At 68.3% G+C, this 17,761-nt stretch carries 12 protein-coding genes; 10 read left to right on the top strand and 2 right to left on the bottom strand.

What is annotated here, in order from left to right; genetic code table 11:
* Positions 1 to 582: 582 nt before the first annotated feature.
* Entirely contained in the window at positions 583 to 1,209 is a 627-nt protein-coding gene (locus GQQ92_RS04890) for a Fic family protein (RefSeq protein WP_156998043.1), read from the top strand.
* A 572-nt stretch (positions 1,210 to 1,781) separates the two neighbouring features.
* Here GQQ92_RS04890 and GQQ92_RS04885 read toward each other — a convergent pair.
* Complete coding sequence (locus tag GQQ92_RS04885; protein WP_156998042.1) at positions 1,782 to 2,465, bottom strand: TetR/AcrR family transcriptional regulator; 684 nt, start codon at positions 2,463 to 2,465, stop codon at positions 1,782 to 1,784.
* Positions 2,466 to 2,643: 178 nt separating this feature from the next.
* On the opposite strand from GQQ92_RS04885, the gene GQQ92_RS04880 reads away from it, so the two are divergent.
* The 8 genes from GQQ92_RS04880 (at position 2,644) to GQQ92_RS04845 (ending at position 14,041) form a co-directional block, all read left to right on the top strand.
* The gene (locus tag GQQ92_RS04880) at positions 2,644 to 3,987 is read left to right on the top strand and encodes an MFS transporter (protein WP_156998180.1); all 1,344 of its coding nucleotides are present in this window, start codon (positions 2,644 to 2,646) and stop codon (positions 3,985 to 3,987) included.
* Positions 3,988 to 4,039: 52 nt separating this feature from the next.
* On the top strand, positions 4,040 to 6,739 hold the full coding sequence (locus GQQ92_RS04875) for a family 78 glycoside hydrolase catalytic domain (protein ID WP_156998041.1): 2,700 nt from the start codon (positions 4,040 to 4,042) through the stop codon (positions 6,737 to 6,739).
* On the top strand, positions 6,736 to 7,974 hold the full coding sequence (locus tag GQQ92_RS04870; protein WP_156998040.1) for a glycoside hydrolase family 1 protein: 1,239 nt from the start codon (positions 6,736 to 6,738) through the stop codon (positions 7,972 to 7,974). The genes GQQ92_RS04875 and GQQ92_RS04870 overlap by 4 nt, the downstream gene beginning before the upstream one ends.
* Complete coding sequence (locus GQQ92_RS04865) at positions 7,971 to 8,804, top strand: SDR family NAD(P)-dependent oxidoreductase (RefSeq protein ID WP_156998039.1); 834 nt, start codon at positions 7,971 to 7,973, stop codon at positions 8,802 to 8,804. The genes GQQ92_RS04870 and GQQ92_RS04865 overlap by 4 nt, the downstream gene beginning before the upstream one ends.
* 27 nt (positions 8,805 to 8,831) lie before the next feature.
* A complete protein-coding gene (locus GQQ92_RS04860; protein ID WP_156998038.1) occupies positions 8,832 to 9,680 on the top strand; it encodes a sugar phosphate isomerase/epimerase family protein in 849 nt (282 codons plus the stop codon).
* A 44-nt stretch (positions 9,681 to 9,724) separates the two neighbouring features.
* Entirely contained in the window at positions 9,725 to 11,470 is a 1,746-nt protein-coding gene (locus GQQ92_RS04855; protein ID WP_156998037.1) for a family 43 glycosylhydrolase, read from the top strand.
* A gap of 32 nt (positions 11,471 to 11,502) precedes the next feature.
* Positions 11,503 to 12,306, top strand: a complete 804-nt coding sequence (locus tag GQQ92_RS04850; protein WP_156998036.1) for an SDR family NAD(P)-dependent oxidoreductase — start codon at positions 11,503 to 11,505, stop codon at positions 12,304 to 12,306.
* 232 nt (positions 12,307 to 12,538) lie between these two features.
* A complete protein-coding gene (locus GQQ92_RS04845) occupies positions 12,539 to 14,041 on the top strand; it encodes an MFS transporter (RefSeq protein ID WP_156998035.1) in 1,503 nt (500 codons plus the stop codon).
* A gap of 56 nt (positions 14,042 to 14,097) precedes the next feature.
* Here GQQ92_RS04845 and GQQ92_RS04840 read toward each other — a convergent pair whose 3' ends face one another.
* Entirely contained in the window at positions 14,098 to 14,877 is a 780-nt protein-coding gene (locus tag GQQ92_RS04840; RefSeq protein ID WP_197738071.1) for a helix-turn-helix transcriptional regulator, read from the bottom strand.
* A gap of 634 nt (positions 14,878 to 15,511) precedes the next feature.
* Between GQQ92_RS04840 and GQQ92_RS04835 the strand changes: the two genes are divergently transcribed.
* Positions 15,512 to 17,761: a glycoside hydrolase family 2 protein gene (locus GQQ92_RS04835; protein WP_156998033.1), complete on the top strand. Its 2,250-nt coding sequence runs from the start codon at positions 15,512 to 15,514 to the stop codon at positions 17,759 to 17,761.

Genomic DNA, 17,761 nt, shown 5'->3' with positions numbered 1-17,761 from the left:
AGCAACACGTCCTAATGGTGAGTGGCGCGCGGGATGATACTCGGGTGCCTCGCGCTGCTGAATTGACGGATGCCCAATGGGACCGAATCCGTCTGCTGTTGCCATCGCCGATTGGCAAGCGTGGTCGCCCGTTTCGGCAAGACCGCCGGGTGATCGAGGGCATCATCGGGCGGTACCGGGTCGGTTCGCCCTGACGTGATGTTCCCGAGTCGTTCGGGCCTTGGCAAACGCTCTGGAAGCGGCACCGCCGTTATTCGGGCGACGGTGCCTGGGATCACATCCTTGATTCGGCCTGGTTTCCGTGCCGGGCGTGCGCCTGGTTTCCCCTGAGCGGCGCGACTTCGCTGGACGGTAGGGGGCGCAGATCGGGCTTTTCGCTTAGAATGGGCGGGACGTTCTTGGGAGGTGTGACGTGGCTGCTGTTCGGAAGGTATCGCCGGTTGCACTTCGGCGTGCGGTCGTTCGTTCGACTGCGGCGTCGGCGAAGCTGGAGAACCGGGTAGTGCCGAGTGGGTACGTGGCGTCGGCAGAGGCTCGTCGTTTCGTCGAGGCTGCGAAGGCGCGCGCGATTCGCGCGGGCAAGTGACGTTCGATCCTGGATACGGCGAGACGCCACTTGATCCGGACGACGCGGACGCGCTCACAGCGGAGGCTCGAGCGGTAGTCGGAGATCCACCACTGAGGGCGGCGATCTTCGAGCTTGAGCAAGCAATCGAGCAGGCTGTCGCTCTGGATCTCATCAATGCAGTGCTGCGCGGCGAACTGGGCGTCGACGATCTGTTGACGCCGGGGTTCGTGTTCGACCTGCATGCCCGCTTGTACGGTGCAGTCTGGACGTGGGCGGGTCGACCTCGTGTTCGGCTGCTCAGTATCGGCGTCGATCCCGCACAGGTGCAGGTCGACTTGCACGCGACGTTGGACAATCTCGCGTACAGATGGGCGAACACGAGTGATTGGGATGCTCGTCAGCTCGGTATCGCCGTGCACGCCGAACTCGTCCGGATTCATCCGTTCGTCGACGGCAATGGGCGCGCGACGCGCTTGATCGGCGACCTTATCTATCTCGCAGCGCAGGGTTCGGAGTCGCCGCCAACTGTGTATGACTGGAGCATTGACAAGCGCACGTACATCGACCTGCTGCGGGTGTTCGATCAGAACCGGGACCCGATCCCGTTGGGGGAGTTCGTCCCGGTCATCGTCATCGAGTAGCGCAAACGATGCGAATGCCGGAGTGCTCGAGTTCGGGGTGAATCCGACGGCGGGGACTTGATCCGTCAACGCGTATCCAACGTTTATTCGAGTCGAGCTCGGTCGAGATGCTCCGAGTCATCCCAGGTATTCTGGAACTCGTAAATTCAGGATCGGCGAGAAATCCCAGGTCATGTCGAGATCGGTCGAGCAGTCGCCGCGATTCGGAGTCTTGCCACCTCGGCCTGGGCGAGTCCATCGGTCACGGATTCAAGTCCCGTCCGCCCTACAAAGTGCCTCTGATCAGGTATTCTCTGCGCCTGAAGTCAGGCCTGCGCGAACATGACAGCCTAAGCTTCTTTGTTGGCAAAAGCGCTCGATTTGCCTCGATGCATCTCGATGGGGCTGCGAATCGGCGCGTCGCGCGGCGCGAACCAGGGCCGCGCCGCCGTGCGCAGACGCCGGTCAGGGACGTGGCATTGCGCTTGTGGGTGCCCGCATGGGCGGTGGCGATGCTGGAAGCCGCGACCAAGCGTGTGTCATCTCACGCGGTAGATCTTGATGCATTGACTTCTGCAACGCATGCGCGGCGTTTAGTCCGCCCGCGACGATGCCTCGAGGGTGCCATGTCGATCGTCATCAGTCGTGATGAGCCGCATGAAGGTCTCGAGCAGCGGGAGGACCTCTCGGGATGGGTCGAGCAGGGCCTGGATGCGCAGGCCGTCGATCATCGCCATGAGCATGGTGACCTTGTCGTCTGCGGTGAGCTCTTCACCGTCGTGTGCGGTGGTGAGTTGGCCGCTCGAGAAGTGCACGCGCATGCGCTCTCGTCGCGCGATGAAGAAGTCGTGTGCCGGGTGATGGGGGTTCGTCGCGGCCACGGTGATCGCCAGCCAGTTGCGCTGGTGTTCGGGATGGGCGAACTCGTCGGAGAGCACGCTGGAGAGCACGCGCTCGGCTGAGACCTTCGACTGCATGATTCGGCGCGCCACCTCCTCGTCGTCGTCGTCGCGCTGTGCGAGGGCGGCGAGGAGGAGATCATCCTTGCTGGCGAAGTGCCGGAGGAGTGCGGCATGCGTGAGGTCGGCCCGTGCGGCGATGTCGCGGAGCGATGCTCGCTCATATCCGTGCTCGGCGAAGCTCGCGAGTGCGGCGCGGACGATCTCGGCACGGCGTGCCGGCGTGCTCGCATACGGTCCGCGGCGTCCTCTGGGGGCAGTTGCCGTCGGCTCGACGTCTGGAGCCTCGGCGATGGCCGACGAATCCGAACCGTGCATGTCATCTCCCTGTCGGCGCATTCATCGAGTCTGGCAGAAGCGCCGTCGAGGCCGACTTGCCAATCGTAACCGCTGTGGTTACTCTTGGCGAAGATGTAACCAAAATGGTTACTTTTGAGGAGTTCCTCAGCACGGCCCGCGTACGATCGCGTGGTCGGCTTCACCGATGAAGGAGTCAATGGTGACGAAGAACGAGCCGGGCGCGGAGCTCGCTGCCGGCCTCGCCGTGTCCGACGCGATCGTTCCCCCGGGCGTCGATGCCGCGGCCGACACCGTCGCGGCCGAACCGCAGCAGCCGATGAGCCGCAGCTACATCTTCTGGCTGATGCTCGCGAGCTTCGGCGTCTCGATGGCCATGATGGTGCCGTTGTCGTACGGTCTCGCCGTTCGCATCAGCGAGCTCGCGCCCGGACATGAAGAGGTGCTCGGCTACATCACGGGCACGGCGCAGGCGGTCTACCTGATCATCAGCCCGCTGATCGGCATCTGGAGCGACCGCACGCGATCGCGTTTCGGTCGGCGAACGCCCTTCATCTACCTCGGCATCGTGATCGGACTCCTCGGCCTGATCGTGATCTCCCTGGCGCCGAACCTGCTGATCGTCGGCGCGGGCTGGGTGCTCGGAATGTCGGGCTGGTCGATCGCGGGCGCGCCGCTGCAGCTCCTCATGGCCGACAAACTCCCCGAGTCGCAGCGCGGCAAGGTGTCGGCGCTGACCGGACTCATGACCCAGATCGCCCCCGTGCTCGGCATCGGCGTCGCCTACGCGGTCTCTTCGAACACGACGCTCGTGTTCCTCGTGCCCGGCGTCATCGGCGCCGTGATGCTCGGCATCTTCCCACTCATCAAGCCGGAGGGCAGCTCGAAGGACCTGCCCCGAACCGGTCACGTCACCGTCAAGTCGGTGGTGACGAGCTACGGCTTCAACGTGCGCAAGTACCCCGACTTCGCGTGGAACTGGCTCGGCCGCTTCGTGTTCTTCGTCGGCCTGTACTTCAACACGACGTTCGGCACGTTCTTCTACGCGCAGCGCCTCGACCTGCCCGTTCGCGAGGTCGCCGGCATCGTCGCGACCGTCGGCATGATCGGCGTCCTCGCCGCGGCCGCGGGCGCGCTGATCGGCGGGTTCCTCTCCGACAAGCTGCAGCGTCGTCGTCTCTTCGTGATGATCGCGGCGGTGCTCTTCGTCGGCGGCGCCATCGCCGAAGCGACCGCATGGGCACTTCCGCAGATCATCGTCGGCGCCGTGCTCATGCAGCTCGCGATCGCCGTGTTCGCCACGGTCGACCAGGCGATCGTCTTCGCGATCATCCCCGAGCGCGACCAGATCGGCCGGTACATGGCGGTTGTGCAGTTCGCGCAGAAGATCCCGAGCGCGCTCGCGCCGCTGATCGCCGGCGTCGTCATCACGATCGGCGCGGTCGGCGACGTCAAGAACTACACGCTGCTCTACCTCACCGGTGCTGTGTTCGCCCTCGTCGGCGGCCTCATCATCCTCCTCAAGGTCAAGTCCATCCGCTGAGCGGACCTCGACCCGACCGACCTGAACCGCATTCCCACGGAAGCGAACCACCATGCGCACTGCACCCTACGACCTCGTCGTGGACGGCGGCGGTGACGGATTCCCCGTCACCGGAGACGCCCCCCGCCTCTCCTGGAAGGACCCGGTCGACCGCGACGTCCGCACGCCCTACCGCGTGGAGGCGGTGATCGACGGTGCTCCGCCGGCGGTCGTCGTCGTCACCGGGCGCCGCCTGGCGGCGTGGCCGTTCGCCGCGCTTCGCAGCGGGCAGCGGGTGAGGTGGCGCGTGGCCGCCGACGAGCCGGGGGCGGATGCCGCGTGGTCGGACTGGTCCGGGTTCGAGGCGGGCCTGCTCGGCGAGGACTGGACCGCGAACTGGATCTCGCCGGTCGAGGCGCCCGTCGGCTCCGAGGGCGATCCCGGGTACGGCAAGCGCCCGGCCCACGTGCTCGCGGGCGGGTTCGCGCTGGCCGGGTCGGTCGTGTCGGCGCGGCTCTACACGACCGCGCTCGGCGTCTACACGGCGACCGTGAACGGCGCACGCGTCGGCACGATCGAGCTCGCGCCCGGCTCGACCTCCTACGACCGCACGCTCTACGCGCAGGCGGCCGACGTCACGTCACTCCTCCAGGACGGCGACAACGCGATCGAGCTCGAGCTCTCCGACGGCTGGTTCCGCGGTCAGGTGGGCGCGTTCCGGCTGCCCGCCGGCTGGGGCACGACGCTCGGCGCTCGGGCCGAACTGCACCTCGAGCTCGCCGACGGCAGCCGTCGCGTCGTGCGCAGCGACGAGACGTGGACGAGCCGCCCGTCGGCGATCACCCGCGCCGACCTCATGGACGGCCAGACGCTCGACCTCGGGGCCAGCGCGCAGCCCGAGACATCCGCGCTCCTCGACGTCGTCGATGCCCCGCCCGCGATCGACTGGTCGCCTGCGCCGCCCGTCCGGGTCGTCGAGACCCGCACGCCCGTCGCGCTGAACCGGCTCGCCGACGGCCGGGTGATCGCCGACTTCGGCCAGAACGCGTCCGGATGGATCCGGCTCACCGACCTCGGCGCGCCGGGCACCCGCACGGTCATCGACTACGGCGAGGCCCTCGGTCGCGACGGCGACCTCGACACCTCCCACCTCGACTCCGAGCGGCCGGAGGGGCGCAAGGCGTTCGTGCAGCGCGACGAGGTCGTGGCGGGGGAGCCGGGCGGCGAGTTCGAGCCCCGGCACACCGTGCACGGCTTCCGCTACGCCCGCATCGCCCGATCCGACGGCGGCGCGCCCGCGGCGGCATCCGTGCAGATGCGCATCGTGCAGACCGACCTCGCGCGAACCGGCGCCTTCGCATGCAGCGACGACGACCTCAACCGCCTCCACGGCATCGCCGACTGGAGCTTCCGCGGCAACGCCGTCGACGTGCCCACGGACTGCCCGACCCGTGAGCGGCTCGCCTGGACGGGCGACTACCAGGTGTTCGCCCCCATGGCGACCCGGCTGTACGACGTGCTCGGATTCAGCCGCAAATGGTTGCGCGCGGTGCGAGACGACCAGCTCGACGACGGCCGCATCGCGAACTTCTCGCCCGACGGGCGGCGCATCAAGCACCACCTCGACGACCAGTTCGCCATGATGACCGGGTCGTCGGGCTGGGGCGACGCGATCGTCGCGGTGCCGTGGGAGCTGTACCTGGCGTACGGCGACGAGCAGGTGCTCGCCGAGAACGTCGACGCGATGATCCGCTGGGTCGAGTGGGCGCTCGAACGCGCACGCACCACGCGCCACTTCGCGCGCATGCAGGCCTCCGCGGAGCCGGAGCCGTTCGAGCAGTACCTCTGGGACGGCACGTTCCACTGGGGCGAGTGGACCGAGCCCAAGCAGCGCGATGCCGACGGCAATCGCATCGACCCGATCAAGCACAACCCGATGGCCTGGTTCATGGCCGACAAGGGCGAGGTCGGCACCGCCTACCTGCACCGCTCGACGGCGACGCTCGCGCGCATCGCGGGCATCCTCGGCCGTGATGAGGATGCCGCCCGCTACGCGGCGACCGCCGAGCGCATCGCCGACGCCTGGCGGCAGGCCTACCTGCGCCCCGACGGCACGACCGTGACCGACACGCAGGCGGCCTACGTGCGCGCGCTCGAGTTCGGGCTCGTTCCCGCCGAGCTCCGTGTGGCCGCCCTCGAACGCCTCGTCGGGCTGATCCGAGAGGCGGGCACGCACGTCGGCACAGGGTTCCTCGCGACCGGCGACCTGCTGCAGGTGCTCGCCGACCACGGGCGCGCGGATGTCGCGTACGAGGTCCTGCAGCAGCGCAGCGCACCGTCATGGCGGTACATGCTCGACCGCGGCGCGACCACGATCTGGGAGGACTGGGAGGGCATCGACGAGCACGGCGACGCCCACGAGTCGCTGAACCACTACAGCAAGGGCGCCGCGATGCGCTTCCTGCACACCCACACGCTCGGGCTCCGCCAGGAGGCCGACTCGATCGGCTGGGAGCGCGTCGTCATCGCCCCGGTGCCCGGCGGCGGCATCACCTGGGCCCGTGGATCCCACGAGAGCCCGCAGGGCACCATCGCCGTCGAGTGGCGGCTCGAGGGCGAACGCCTGCAGCTCACGGCCGACATCCCGTCGGGCACCACCGCCCGGGTCATCCTGCCCGACGGAGCAGAACACCTGATCGGGGCAGGCCGATTCGAGGCATCCGCCACGATCTCCGACACCACCTACGCACTGAACGAGAGGACGAACGCATGACCACCTTCCCCGACGGGTTCCTGTGGGGGGCCGCGACCGCCGGCCACCAGATCGAGGGCAACAACGTCAACAGCGACTGGTGGGCCCGCGAGCAGATGATGCCCGGCATGGAGCTCTCCGGCGACGCTGTCGACAGCTACCACCGGTACCGCGAGGACATCCAGCTGCTCGCCGACGCCGGACTCACCTCCTACCGCTTCAGCCTCGAGTGGTCGCGCATCGAGCCGGTGCGCGGGCACTTCTCGAAGGCCGAGCTCGCGCACTACCGCCGCATGATCGAGTTCTGCCTCGAACTCGGCGTGACCCCGGTCGTGACGCTGCAGCACTTCACGACCCCGCAGTGGTTCGCCGCGCTCGGCGGCTGGGACGGCCCCGAGGCCGAGGCGCTGTTCTGCGCCTACGTCGAGCAGGCCTGCACGATCCTCGACGGCGTCGAGTGGGTCGCGACGATGAACGAGCCCAATATGCAGGCCGCGATCATGACCGCGATGCGCCACCTCGCCGCATCCGGCGGTGAATGGACCAGTCCCACGGTCGAGGCCGACGGCGACGACGAGAAGAAGCAGACCCACAGCGAGTTCCTCACGTACGCCGACCCCGAGATCGGCCGCCTCTTCACCCGCATCCACCACGCGGCCCGCGCGATCGTGCGCGAGCGCACCGGCGCGAAGGTCGGGTGGACGATCGCGGCGGGCGCGCTGACCGCGGCGCCGGGCGGTGAGGAGAAGCTCCTCCAGATCCGGTACGGCAAGGAGGACGTGTACTGGGAGGGTTCGCGCGGCGACGACTTCGTCGGCGTTCAGGCGTACTCGAGCCAGCAGGTCGACGCGAACGGACTCGTGCCGCACCCGCCGCACTCCGACAACACGCTCGTCGGGACCGCGTTCCGACCCGACTCCCTCGCGATGGCCGTGCGCCACGCGTGGGAGGTCAGCGAGCACACCCCGATCCTCATCACCGAGAACGGCATCGCGACCGCCGACGACGCCCAGCGCATCCGGTACACGACCGGGGCCCTCGAGGGCCTCGCAGGCACCATCGCCGACGGCATCGACGTGCGTGGCTACCTGCACTGGTCGCTGCTCGACAACTTCGAGTGGGGCCACTGGGAGCCGACCTTCGGCCTGATCGCGGTCGACCGCGACACGTTCGCGCGCACCCCGAAGCCGAGCCTCGCTTGGCTCGGCGAGGTCGCCGCCCGCAACGGCCTCGAGGCGACGGAGGTCGCAGCATGAGCTTCCCGTTCGCCGACGTCTCGAACCGCCCGCTGACCGACCTGCTCTCGCTCGCCGGTCGTCGAGCCGTGGTCACCGGCGCCGCCCAGGGGCTCGGCAGGGCCATCGCGGCCCGCCTGGCCGAGGCCGGCGCCGACCTGCTGCTGATCGACCTCAACGCGGATGCCGCGCAGGTCGCCGCTGCGGACCTCGCGGATCGATACGGGGTGCGCGTCGCGAGCACTCGCGCCGACGTCGCCGATGCGGCCTCGGTCGCGGCCGCCGCCGACCTCGCGGTCGCCGAACTCGGCGGCATCGACGTCTGGGTCAACAACGCCGGGATCTTCCCGAACGCACCCGTCACGATGATGCCCGACGAGATGTGGGACGCGACGTTCGCCGTCAACGCCCGCGGCGTCTTCCTCGGCTCGCGCGAGGCCGCGCGCCGTATGTCGGCCGACGGCTCCGGCGGCGTGATCGTCAACATCATCTCGACCGCGGGCGTGCAGGTGGCCTTCTCCGGCATGGCGGCCTACGTGGGATCGAAGCACGCCGCGCTCGGCATGACGAAGTCGCTCGCGGTAGACCTCGCCCCGCTCGGCATCCGTGTGCTCGGCGTCGCGCCCAGCTTCGTGCCCACCGAGGGCAACCTCGCGGCCGCGAAGGCGGGCGCCGAGTCGGCGGCGGCAGCCGGCATCGAGATGCCCCCGCTCGAGGTCATGAACACGAGCATGATCGGCCGCATGGGCACCCCCGATGACATCGCGCGCGTCGTGCTCTTCGCCGCGAGCGACCTCTCGATGATCATGACCGGCAGCACCCTCCTCGCCGACGCCGGCGAGACGGTCTGACCCGTGCCGCTCACGGCGCAGCGGCCAATGCGCGGGATCCAGCAGATCCAGATCGGCCGGATCACGTCGACCGACGATCAGGCGCGCGACACGCTCGCGCGCCTGGTCGCGGCCGGGTTCGAGGTGATCGAGCTCAACGGCTTCATGACCCGGCCGACCCCGCTGCTCGTGCGGGCGCTGACGAGGGCCGCCGGCATGCCGGTGGGCGGCGGCGGCCGACTCGACTGGCGGCGGCTGGTCGCGGAGTCGGGCCTGTCGGTCGCAGCGCTGCACGAGGACCTCGGCACGATCGAGTCCGACCCGAAGGCGGTGGCCGCGCGAGCCGCGGACTTCGGCACCCGCAACGTCGTCGTCACCGGCATGCACCGGTTCGACTACGGCGACGACGTCGCGGTGCGACGGCTCGCCCAGCGGCTCGACACCGCAGGCCGGAACCTCGCATCCGACGGCATTCGGCTCCTGTACCACAACCACACCGCCGAGTTCCGGCGTCTGGGCTCCGGCGACACCGCGTTCGCGGCGCTCGTCGACATGACGGATCCGGATGCCGTCGGCTTCGAGCTCGACTGCTTCTGGGCCGCCACCGCAGGCGCTGACCCGCTCGCGCTGCTCGAGACGCTCGGCGAACGCGTGCGCCTGATCCACCTCACCGACCGCGGCTCGCGCACGACCGGGCCGACGATGACGCCCATCGTCAAGGTCGACAGCGTCGAACTCGGCACGGGGAACCTCGCCATCGACGCGATCGTCGAGCGCGCGGCATCCCTGCACGTCGAAGCCGTGATCCTCGAGACCCACAGGAACTGGCTCGACGGGTCACCGCTCCGCAGCGCCGAAGTGAGCGCCGAGGTGCTCCGGCGACTGCTTCCGGCCTGATCGACGAGACCCGCAACATCACCCCTGACCCTGAAGGACCCATCGTGAACTCCCGCATCGTCTGCAACCCTCTCGACCTCTCGTACCGCTATCAGGACATCCGCACGCCGTTCGTCGGGCGGAGCGTGCACCGGGAGGCGGCCGACCCGACGGTCGTCTTCTACCGGGGTCGCTACTTGATGTTCGCGTCGATGACGCGTGGGTTCTGGCATTCCGAGGACCTCATCGAGTGGACCCTCCAGCCGAGCGAGAAGATCCCGGCGATCGACTACGCGCCCGACGTGCGCGAGGTCGACGGTGCACTGCTGTTCACGGCCTCACGGAAGACGAAGGGACGGTTCTTCCGCAGCGTCGACCCCTTCGCGGACGACTTCGAGGAGATCGCCCCGAGCGACGTCGCGTTCTGGGACCCGGACACGTTCCAGGACGACGACGGGCGCCTGTACCTGTACTGGGGCTGCTCGCACAATCGCCCCGTGAGCGGCGTCGAGCTGGACCGCTCGACGTTCCGGAGCCTCGGCGAGCCGGTGCCGCTGATCTCGGCGGACACGGCGAACCGAGGCTGGGAGCGCACGGGCGACGACTACGTGGCCGAGGTGCGACGCGGGTTCGCGGGCAAGGTCATGGACGCATACATCGGCGACGCGCCCTTCATCGAGGGCGCGTACATGAACCGGGTGGGCGATCGCTACTACCTGCAGTACGCCGGCCCGGGTACGCAGTTCAACACGTATGCCGACGGTTGCTACGTCGGCGACGGCCCGCTCGGCCCGTTCGACTACGACCCGCACAGCCCCTTCTCGTCGAAGCCCGGCGGGTTCATCACGGGTGCAGGCCACGGCAGCACGTTCCAGGACCGGCACGGCAACTGGTGGCACGTCGCGACCATGCGCGTCTCGGTCAACGCCGACTTCGAACGACGGATCGGACTGTTCCCGGCCGGCTTCGACGACGACGGTGTGCTGTTCTGCAACCAGAACTTCGCCGACTACCCGATGCTGGTGCCCGACCGAGCATTCGACCCGTGGACCGAGGCCTCCCCGGGTTGGATGCTGCTCTCGCATCGCGCCCACGCCACCGCCTCGTCGTCGGCCGAGGGGCACGACCCGGCGCTCGCGACCGACGAGTCGGTGCGCAGCTGGTGGGTGGCCGGCTCCGACCGGCCGGGGGAGTGGCTGCAGCTCGACCTCGGCGAGGAGGCGACCGTGCACGCGCTGCAGGTGAACCTCGCCGACCACGAGCTCGCGTCTCGCGCGCCGAAGCGCCGCGACCTCGCGAAAGCGACGTTCGGCAAGCGCGCGGTCTTCCCGGACTCGCACCCCACCGAGGTGCGAGTCGAGCTCTCGGTCGACGGCGTGGAGTGGACGGTCGTGCACGACACTATCGGCTCTCGCGAAGACGCACCGCACGCGTTCATCGTGCTGCCCGAGGCGCGCCGGGCGCGCTTCGTACGGGTCACGGCCGGGGAGATGCCCTTCGGCGGCGCGTTCGCCGCGAGCGGGGTGCGCGTGTTCGGTCTCGCCGACGTGCCGCTCCCCGACGCCGTCGCGGTCGGCGGCGAACGCCACGACCCGCGCACGGCGTCGCTGCGATGGGATGCCGCACCCGGCGCCGTGGGCTACAACGTGCGCTACGGCATCGCGCCCGACAAGCTCTACCACTCGTGGCTCGTCTACGACCGGACCGACCTCGAGGTGGGTTCGTTGAACGCGGGACATCCCTACTGGTTCGCGGTCGACAGCTTCAACGGCGCCGGTGTGGCACCCGGTGCCGTGGCTCGCCTCGACTGACACAGCTCACCTCTCCAGAGACAGGAATCAACATGCACATCGCGAACAAGGTCTTCGTCGTCACCGGCGCCGGCAACGGCATCGGACGCGAGACGACGCTCCGCCTCCTCGCCGGCGGAGCATCGGTCGCCGGCGTCGACCTCAATGCCGACGGCCTTGCCGAGACCGCCCGGCTCGCGGGGTCGGGCGACCGGTTCTCGCAGCACGTCGTGAACATCACGGACCGCGAGGCGGTCGCCGGGCTGCCCCCAGCAGTCGAGGCGATGCACGGCCAGGTCGACGGCATCGTGAACATCGCCGGCGTGATCCAGCAGTTCGTCAAGGTGATCGACCTGCCGTTCTCCGAGATCGACAAGGTCATGAACGTGAACTTCGGCGGTGTCATGAACATGTGCAAGGCGTTCCTGCCGACCCTGCTCGCGCGCCCCGAAGCGGCGATCCTGAACGTCGCGAGCATGGGCTCGTACGCTCCAGTGCCGGGCCAGGCTGTGTACGGCGCGTCGAAGGCCGCGGTGAAGCTCCTGACCGAGGCGCTCTACGCGGAGCTCCTCGACACGAACGTGCAGGTGAGCGTCGTGTTCCCGGGAGCGATCGGCACCGACATCGCGGCGAACTCCGGAGTCAGCCTCGCGAGCGACGCGTCGACCGAGACCGCCGCGTACAAGACGACCAGCCCGGCCCAGGCGGGCAAGGTCATCGTCGCGGCGATCGAGAAGGCACGATTCCGCACCACGATCGGGCCCGACGCTGCGGCGATGGATCGGCTGGCGCGCTTCAACCCCCGGTTCGCGACCACCCTCATCGCCAAGCAGATGGGCGAACTCCTCGAGGCATGACGGTCGGTGCTCCGAATCACGCGGGCCAGAGCGCAGCCGAATGCGCCTGGTCCGCGTTCGTCGTATGGTGCGAGCTGAGCATCCGCAGGTTTCGCCGTTCCTCTTCTAAGATCACTCTCTGATTTCTATCGAGGGAACTGCTCGCCTTCGTACTGTTGCCTTCGGCTCACCACGCGGCCGACGGAACGACCCGTCGGTCGCCCGAGCGGATTCCCGAAGGAGCGAACACGCAATGGCGCGTAACCCGAAGCAGACGGCCAGCGAGGCGGACGGCGTCACCTACCGTCGCGCCAAGACCTGGGAGATCGCGTTCTCCCAGATGAACAACGGCTCGGCGATGATCTTCTACGTCCTCGTCGGCCTCATGAGCTACCTGCAGAACGCCGGATACGGCATCGCCGTCGCCGCGGCGGGCCTCATCTTGACGCTCACGCGCGTGTTCGATGGACTCATCGACCCGCTGCTGGCGCTGCTCATCGAGAAGGTGAACTTCCGATTCGGCAAGCTCCGCTTCTTCATGCTCGGCGGATGGCTCATCCGCTCGCTCGCCATCCTCATGCTGTTCGTCTGGGGCTCTGACACGGGCCTCGGCGCGGTGTTCTTCATCGCGATCTACGTGGTCTACATCATCGGTTCGTCGATGAACGACATCGCCGGTCAGATGACGGGGCCGGTGCTCACGAACGATCCGCGACAGCGGCCGACCGTGCAGGTCTGGTCGACGGTGTACGCCTACTTCGTGCCCGCGATCTTCTCGATCCTCTCGACGGTGGTGTTCCTCCCGCGCCACGGCAACCAGTTCACCGTCGAGATGCTGAGCGAGACCGCGCTCACCTACGTCGCCTGCTCGCTCGTGTTCCAGATCCTCGCATGCATCGGCGTCGCCCGGATCGACAAGCCCGAGAACTTCGCACACCTCGAGGTCGACCGCGCCAAGGCGGACGTCTCGATGCGCGACATGTGGAACCTCCTCACGAAGAACGGTCCGTTCCAGCGCTACCTGATCAGCGGGGCCTCCGACAAGCTCGCCCAGGTCGTGAAGTCGCAGGCCGTGATCGGCACGCTGATGTGGGGCATCCTGCTCGGCAACATGCAGCTCGGCTCGGTGCTCGGACTGATCGCGATCCTTCCGGGCATCGTGTTCGCGATCTTCGGCGCCCGGTACACCGGCAAGCACGGCTCGAAGGCAGCGACCGTGACCTGGACGTGGATCTGCCTGATCCTCGCCGTGCTGCTGACCGTGTTCTGCCTGGTCGTCGACATGGGCTCGATCCTCGGCAACCTGGCACTCACGATCGGATTCTTCCTCGTGTACCTGCTCCTGAACGGTGCCTCGATGGTGGTCACCGTGGCGTCCGGCGCCATGCGCGCGGACGTCATCGACTACGAGCTCGACCGGTCGGGCAAGTTCCTCCCGGCCACAGTGACCGCGACGTACAACATCGTCGACCAGATCATCTCGTCGCTCGGCGCGGCGCTCGCGCTCGGCGCCGTCGCCCTCATCGGCTTCACGACGGTCATGCCCCAACCGACCGACAGCCCGTCGACGCCGATCCTGGTGATGAGTCTGCTGCTCTTCTTCGGCCTGCCGATCCTCGGCTGGGCATGCACGCTCATCGCGATGCGGGGCTACAAGCTCGATCGCATCGAGATGATCGAAGTGCAGAAGCGCGTCGGCGAGCGCAAGGCCGCCTCGCAGGGTGCGGAGGCTGAGGGCGAGGCAGTGCCCGCCTGACGAAGCGCCGACGTCGGGGGCCGCGGATCCGATCTGATCAGCGGCCCTCGTGCGTGTCAGGCCGTGTGGGCCTCGCGATAGGCGGTCGGCGTCATGCCGTGCGCATCTCGGAACACCTTCACGAAGTAGTTCGCGTCGTCGTAGCCGACGAACAGCGCGATATCGCGCACGCTCTGCGTCGTCGTGGCCAGCAACCGGGCCGCACGCTCTGCCCGCTGCTGGGCCGTGTACGCGACGATGGTCATGCCGGTCGCCGACTTGAAGCGGCGAGCGAGCGTGGACGCGGACACCCCGAGTCGGTCCGCGAGCTCTGTCGTCGAGACCTGGCTGCTGAGGTGCAGGTCGATCTCGTCGGCGACTCGGCGCACCAGTGGCGGATACTCGCGCTGGTTGTGGCGTCGGACGTGCCGGCAGAAGTCGGTGACCATCTGCGCGGTGAACGCGGCGGACCGCTTCGGATCGGCGGAATGGCCGAGACGATGCAGGCGCTGTGCGTACTCCTGAGAGATCGCGTCGACGGTCACCGGCGGCAAGCCGCCGCGCTGCGCCGCCACCCGGGCCATGATGCGCAGGATGGTCGTGCCGAGGAACGGCGTGTTGAGGTAGCTGATGGTCTGCGGCATCCGCCCCATGCGTTGCAGGGCGGCCAGCGCGCGTTCGGATGATCCTTCCGCGACCGCGTCCATGAATTCCCGTTCGAGTCGGTACCGCTCCTCGATCACCGTGAATGCGGCTGATTGCGGGGCCTCACGGACCCCCGGGGCGATCGTTCCGCCTTCGGCCTCGACTTCGCGAAGGCTGCCGAGCGCGTCCTCGCCGCCGCCGGCGCGGAGCACGCTCGCAGCTCCGCGGTAGACGTACTCGGCATCCACGATCGGGTATCTGGTGCGGTAGAGCTTGTAGATCTGGAGGTGGGCGCTGGGGACGCCCAACCGACTCAAGGTCTCTTCGGCGACACCCGGATGCATGGGCTCGTGCGTGTACGGGCCGATGACGAGCAGGCGATCGCCCCAACGGACGAGCGAGATGGCCATGCCGAGCGGCTCTCGGATCTCATGTACGACCTGCCGATCCATGTCGCGCACGAACCCTCGGAGCACCGACGCGGTGAAGGCGGGCTGGATGCGAGGGTCGAGGCAGTGCGCCGACTCGAACGCGTCGAGTGCCGGCGCAATGTCCGTCGTGAGCTCGATCGGACAGCTCAGGACCTCGGCCACTGCGGCCGCGATGGGTGCGAGCGCGTCCTGTGCCCGTTCCTGTGCCTGTTCCTGTGCCTGTTCCTGTGCCCGTGCCTGTTCATGCGACCTTGTCATGGGGGCCTCAGTTCGTGTGGATCGTGCGGGGGCCGGAGAATCCGCTGAATCAGTGCTGATTCTGCGTGATCAGTTCTATCACGCGCCGTTCCGTCGTTCATATCGTGGTGGGGTCCAGCCGGCGTGCGCCGGTGCACTCACGTCGAAGGAGACTCCCATGACGCAGCCCGCTGCCCCTGACGCCCGACGGGCCACGTCGCTCAACGCGGGGTGGGCGTTCGCACCTGTCGAGCTGTCGACGGACTCGCACTGGTCGGACGTCGCCGCAGCGGGGGAGCACGTCGTGCTGCCGCACACGTGGAACGCGATCGACGGGCAGGCGGGCGGCGACTACCGCCGCGGCCGTTCGACGTACGCACGCGTGATCGAGGCGGAAGCGCCCGACGTCGAGACCTGGATCGAGTTCGCGGGCGTGAACTCGTCGGCCGAGGTGTACCTGGACGGCCGCTTCCTCGCGAGCCACGACGGCGGCTACTCGACCTTCCGCGTGAACGTGACGGACGGGCTCGCGGACGGCGCGGGCACGCTCGTCGTCATCGTGGACAACGCGAAGAACGAGCGGGTGTACCCGCAGCAGGCCGACTTCACCTTCTACGGCGGCATCTACCGCGAGGTGCGCCAGATCACCGTCGGGCGCGAACACTTCGCGCTCGACGGCCACGGCGGCCCGGGGGTCATCGTCACCCCGCGTCTCGACGGCGAACGTGCCGAGGTCGCGCTCAGCGCGGCGGTGGCCTCGACTTCGGGCGGATCGGCGACCGGTGTGCGGTTCACCGTCGACGCCGAGGCGACCGTCACCGTGCCGATCCTCGATGGTGAAGCGAACGCGTCGCTCGCGATCGAGCACGTCCGCCGTTGGCACGGCCTGCGCGACCCGCACCTGTACACGGCCCGAGCCGAACTCCTTGCCTGCGACGTCGTGCTCGATGTCGTCGAACTGCGGTTCGGCTGCCGCGAGTTCGCGGTCGATCCCCAGCGCGGGTTCTTCCTGAACGGCGAGAAGTACCCGCTGCGCGGTGTCTCCCGCCACCAGGACTTCGAGGGCGTCGGAAACGCGATCACCGAGGAGATCAAGCAGGGCGACCTCGCATTGATCCGGGAGCTCGGTGCGACCACCGTGCGCCTCGCGCACTACCAGCACGACCAGCGCTTCTACGACCTTTGCGACGAAGCGGGCCTCGTGGTGTGGGCCGAGATCCCGCAGATCACCGTGTTCCTCCCCGGAGCGACCGACAACGCCCGCGACCAGCTCACCGAGCTGATCGTGCAGAACCGCCACCACGCGAGCATCATCTCGTGGGGCCTGTCGAACGAGATCACTCTCGCTGGTTCCGGCGACGACGTGGTCGCCGCCCACCGCGAACTGAACGACCTCGCCCACGAGCTCGACCCGACCCGCCTGACCGCGATGGCGAACCTCTTCCTCCTCGAGACCGACCACCCGCTGGTCGGTCTGCCCGACGTCATGTCGTACAACCTCTACTTCGGCTGGTACGTCGGCGAGGCCGCCGACAACGACACCTGGCTCGACGACTTCCACGCGGCCAACCCCGAGATCGCGATCGGCCTGGCCGAGTACGGCGCGGACGCGAACGCGCAGTTCCAATCCGTCGCTCCCGAGAAGGGCGACTACACCGAGAGCTATCAGGCGCTTTACCACGAGCACATGGTCGGCATGATCGAGGCGCGGCCGTGGCTCTGGGCCACGCACGTCTGGAACCTCGCCGACTTCGGATCGGCCGGACGTGACGAGGGCGGCGTCGCGGGCCGCAACCAGAAGGGACTCGTGTCGTTCGACCGGTCGCTGAAGAAGGACGCGTTCTACGTGTACAAGGCGGCATGGTCGAGCGAACCGTTCGTGCACGTCGCAGGTCGTCGGCGCGAAGAACGGGCCGAGGATGTCACCGAGGTGATCGTGTACTCGAACCAGGAGCGGGTCGTGCTGTCGGTCGACGGCGTCGAGGTCGGGGCCGTCGAGGGCCGCCGAGTCTTCCGCTTCCAGGTGCCGTTGACCGGCGAGCACGAGGTCACCGCCCGCTCGGGCGCATCGACCGACACGATCACGCTGCGCAAGGTCGACGAGGTCTCCGCCGCAAGCGTGATGCCCACCACGAGCATCGCAAATTGGTTCGACGAGGCCGAGTTGCCCAGTCCCGCCGGGTATTTCTCCGTGCGCGACTCGCTCGGCGACATCAAGCAGTCCGAGGACGGCGCGCGCGTCATCGCCTCGGTGATGGAAGCCGTCGCGACGAGCCGCGGCGAGGTCGGCCACGGCGTGGAGATCCCGCCGGCGATGCAGGCCATCGTCGACCGCATGAGCGTCGAGAAGCTCATCAAGCAGGCCGGCGGCGTGTCCATCGAGCACGTCGCCGCCTTGAACGCCCAGCTCAACCTCATCGCCAAGTGA

It is taken from the genome of Agromyces terreus (assembly GCF_009749465.1).
GTDB classification, from domain to species: domain Bacteria; phylum Actinomycetota; class Actinomycetes; order Actinomycetales; family Microbacteriaceae; genus Agromyces; species Agromyces terreus.
The sequence above is the reverse complement of the archived record's forward strand: the minus strand, read 5'-3'. Positions and strand labels throughout refer to the sequence as shown.

Coding starts and splice junctions, on each gene's coding strand:
- GQQ92_RS04885 (WP_156998042.1), bottom strand. CDS start 2,465: ATGCACGGTTCGGATTCGTCGGCCATCGCCGAGGCTCCAGACGTCGAG.
- GQQ92_RS04880 (WP_156998180.1), top strand. CDS start 2,644: ATGGTGACGAAGAACGAGCCGGGCGCGGAGCTCGCTGCCGGCCTCGCC.
- GQQ92_RS04875 (WP_156998041.1), top strand. CDS start 4,040: ATGCGCACTGCACCCTACGACCTCGTCGTGGACGGCGGCGGTGACGGA.
- GQQ92_RS04870 (WP_156998040.1), top strand. CDS start 6,736: ATGACCACCTTCCCCGACGGGTTCCTGTGGGGGGCCGCGACCGCCGGC.
- GQQ92_RS04865 (WP_156998039.1), top strand. CDS start 7,971: ATGAGCTTCCCGTTCGCCGACGTCTCGAACCGCCCGCTGACCGACCTG.
- GQQ92_RS04860 (WP_156998038.1), top strand. CDS start 8,832: ATGCGCGGGATCCAGCAGATCCAGATCGGCCGGATCACGTCGACCGAC.
- GQQ92_RS04850 (WP_156998036.1), top strand. CDS start 11,503: ATGCACATCGCGAACAAGGTCTTCGTCGTCACCGGCGCCGGCAACGGC.
- GQQ92_RS04845 (WP_156998035.1), top strand. CDS start 12,539: ATGGCGCGTAACCCGAAGCAGACGGCCAGCGAGGCGGACGGCGTCACC.
- GQQ92_RS04835 (WP_156998033.1), top strand. CDS start 15,512: ATGACGCAGCCCGCTGCCCCTGACGCCCGACGGGCCACGTCGCTCAAC.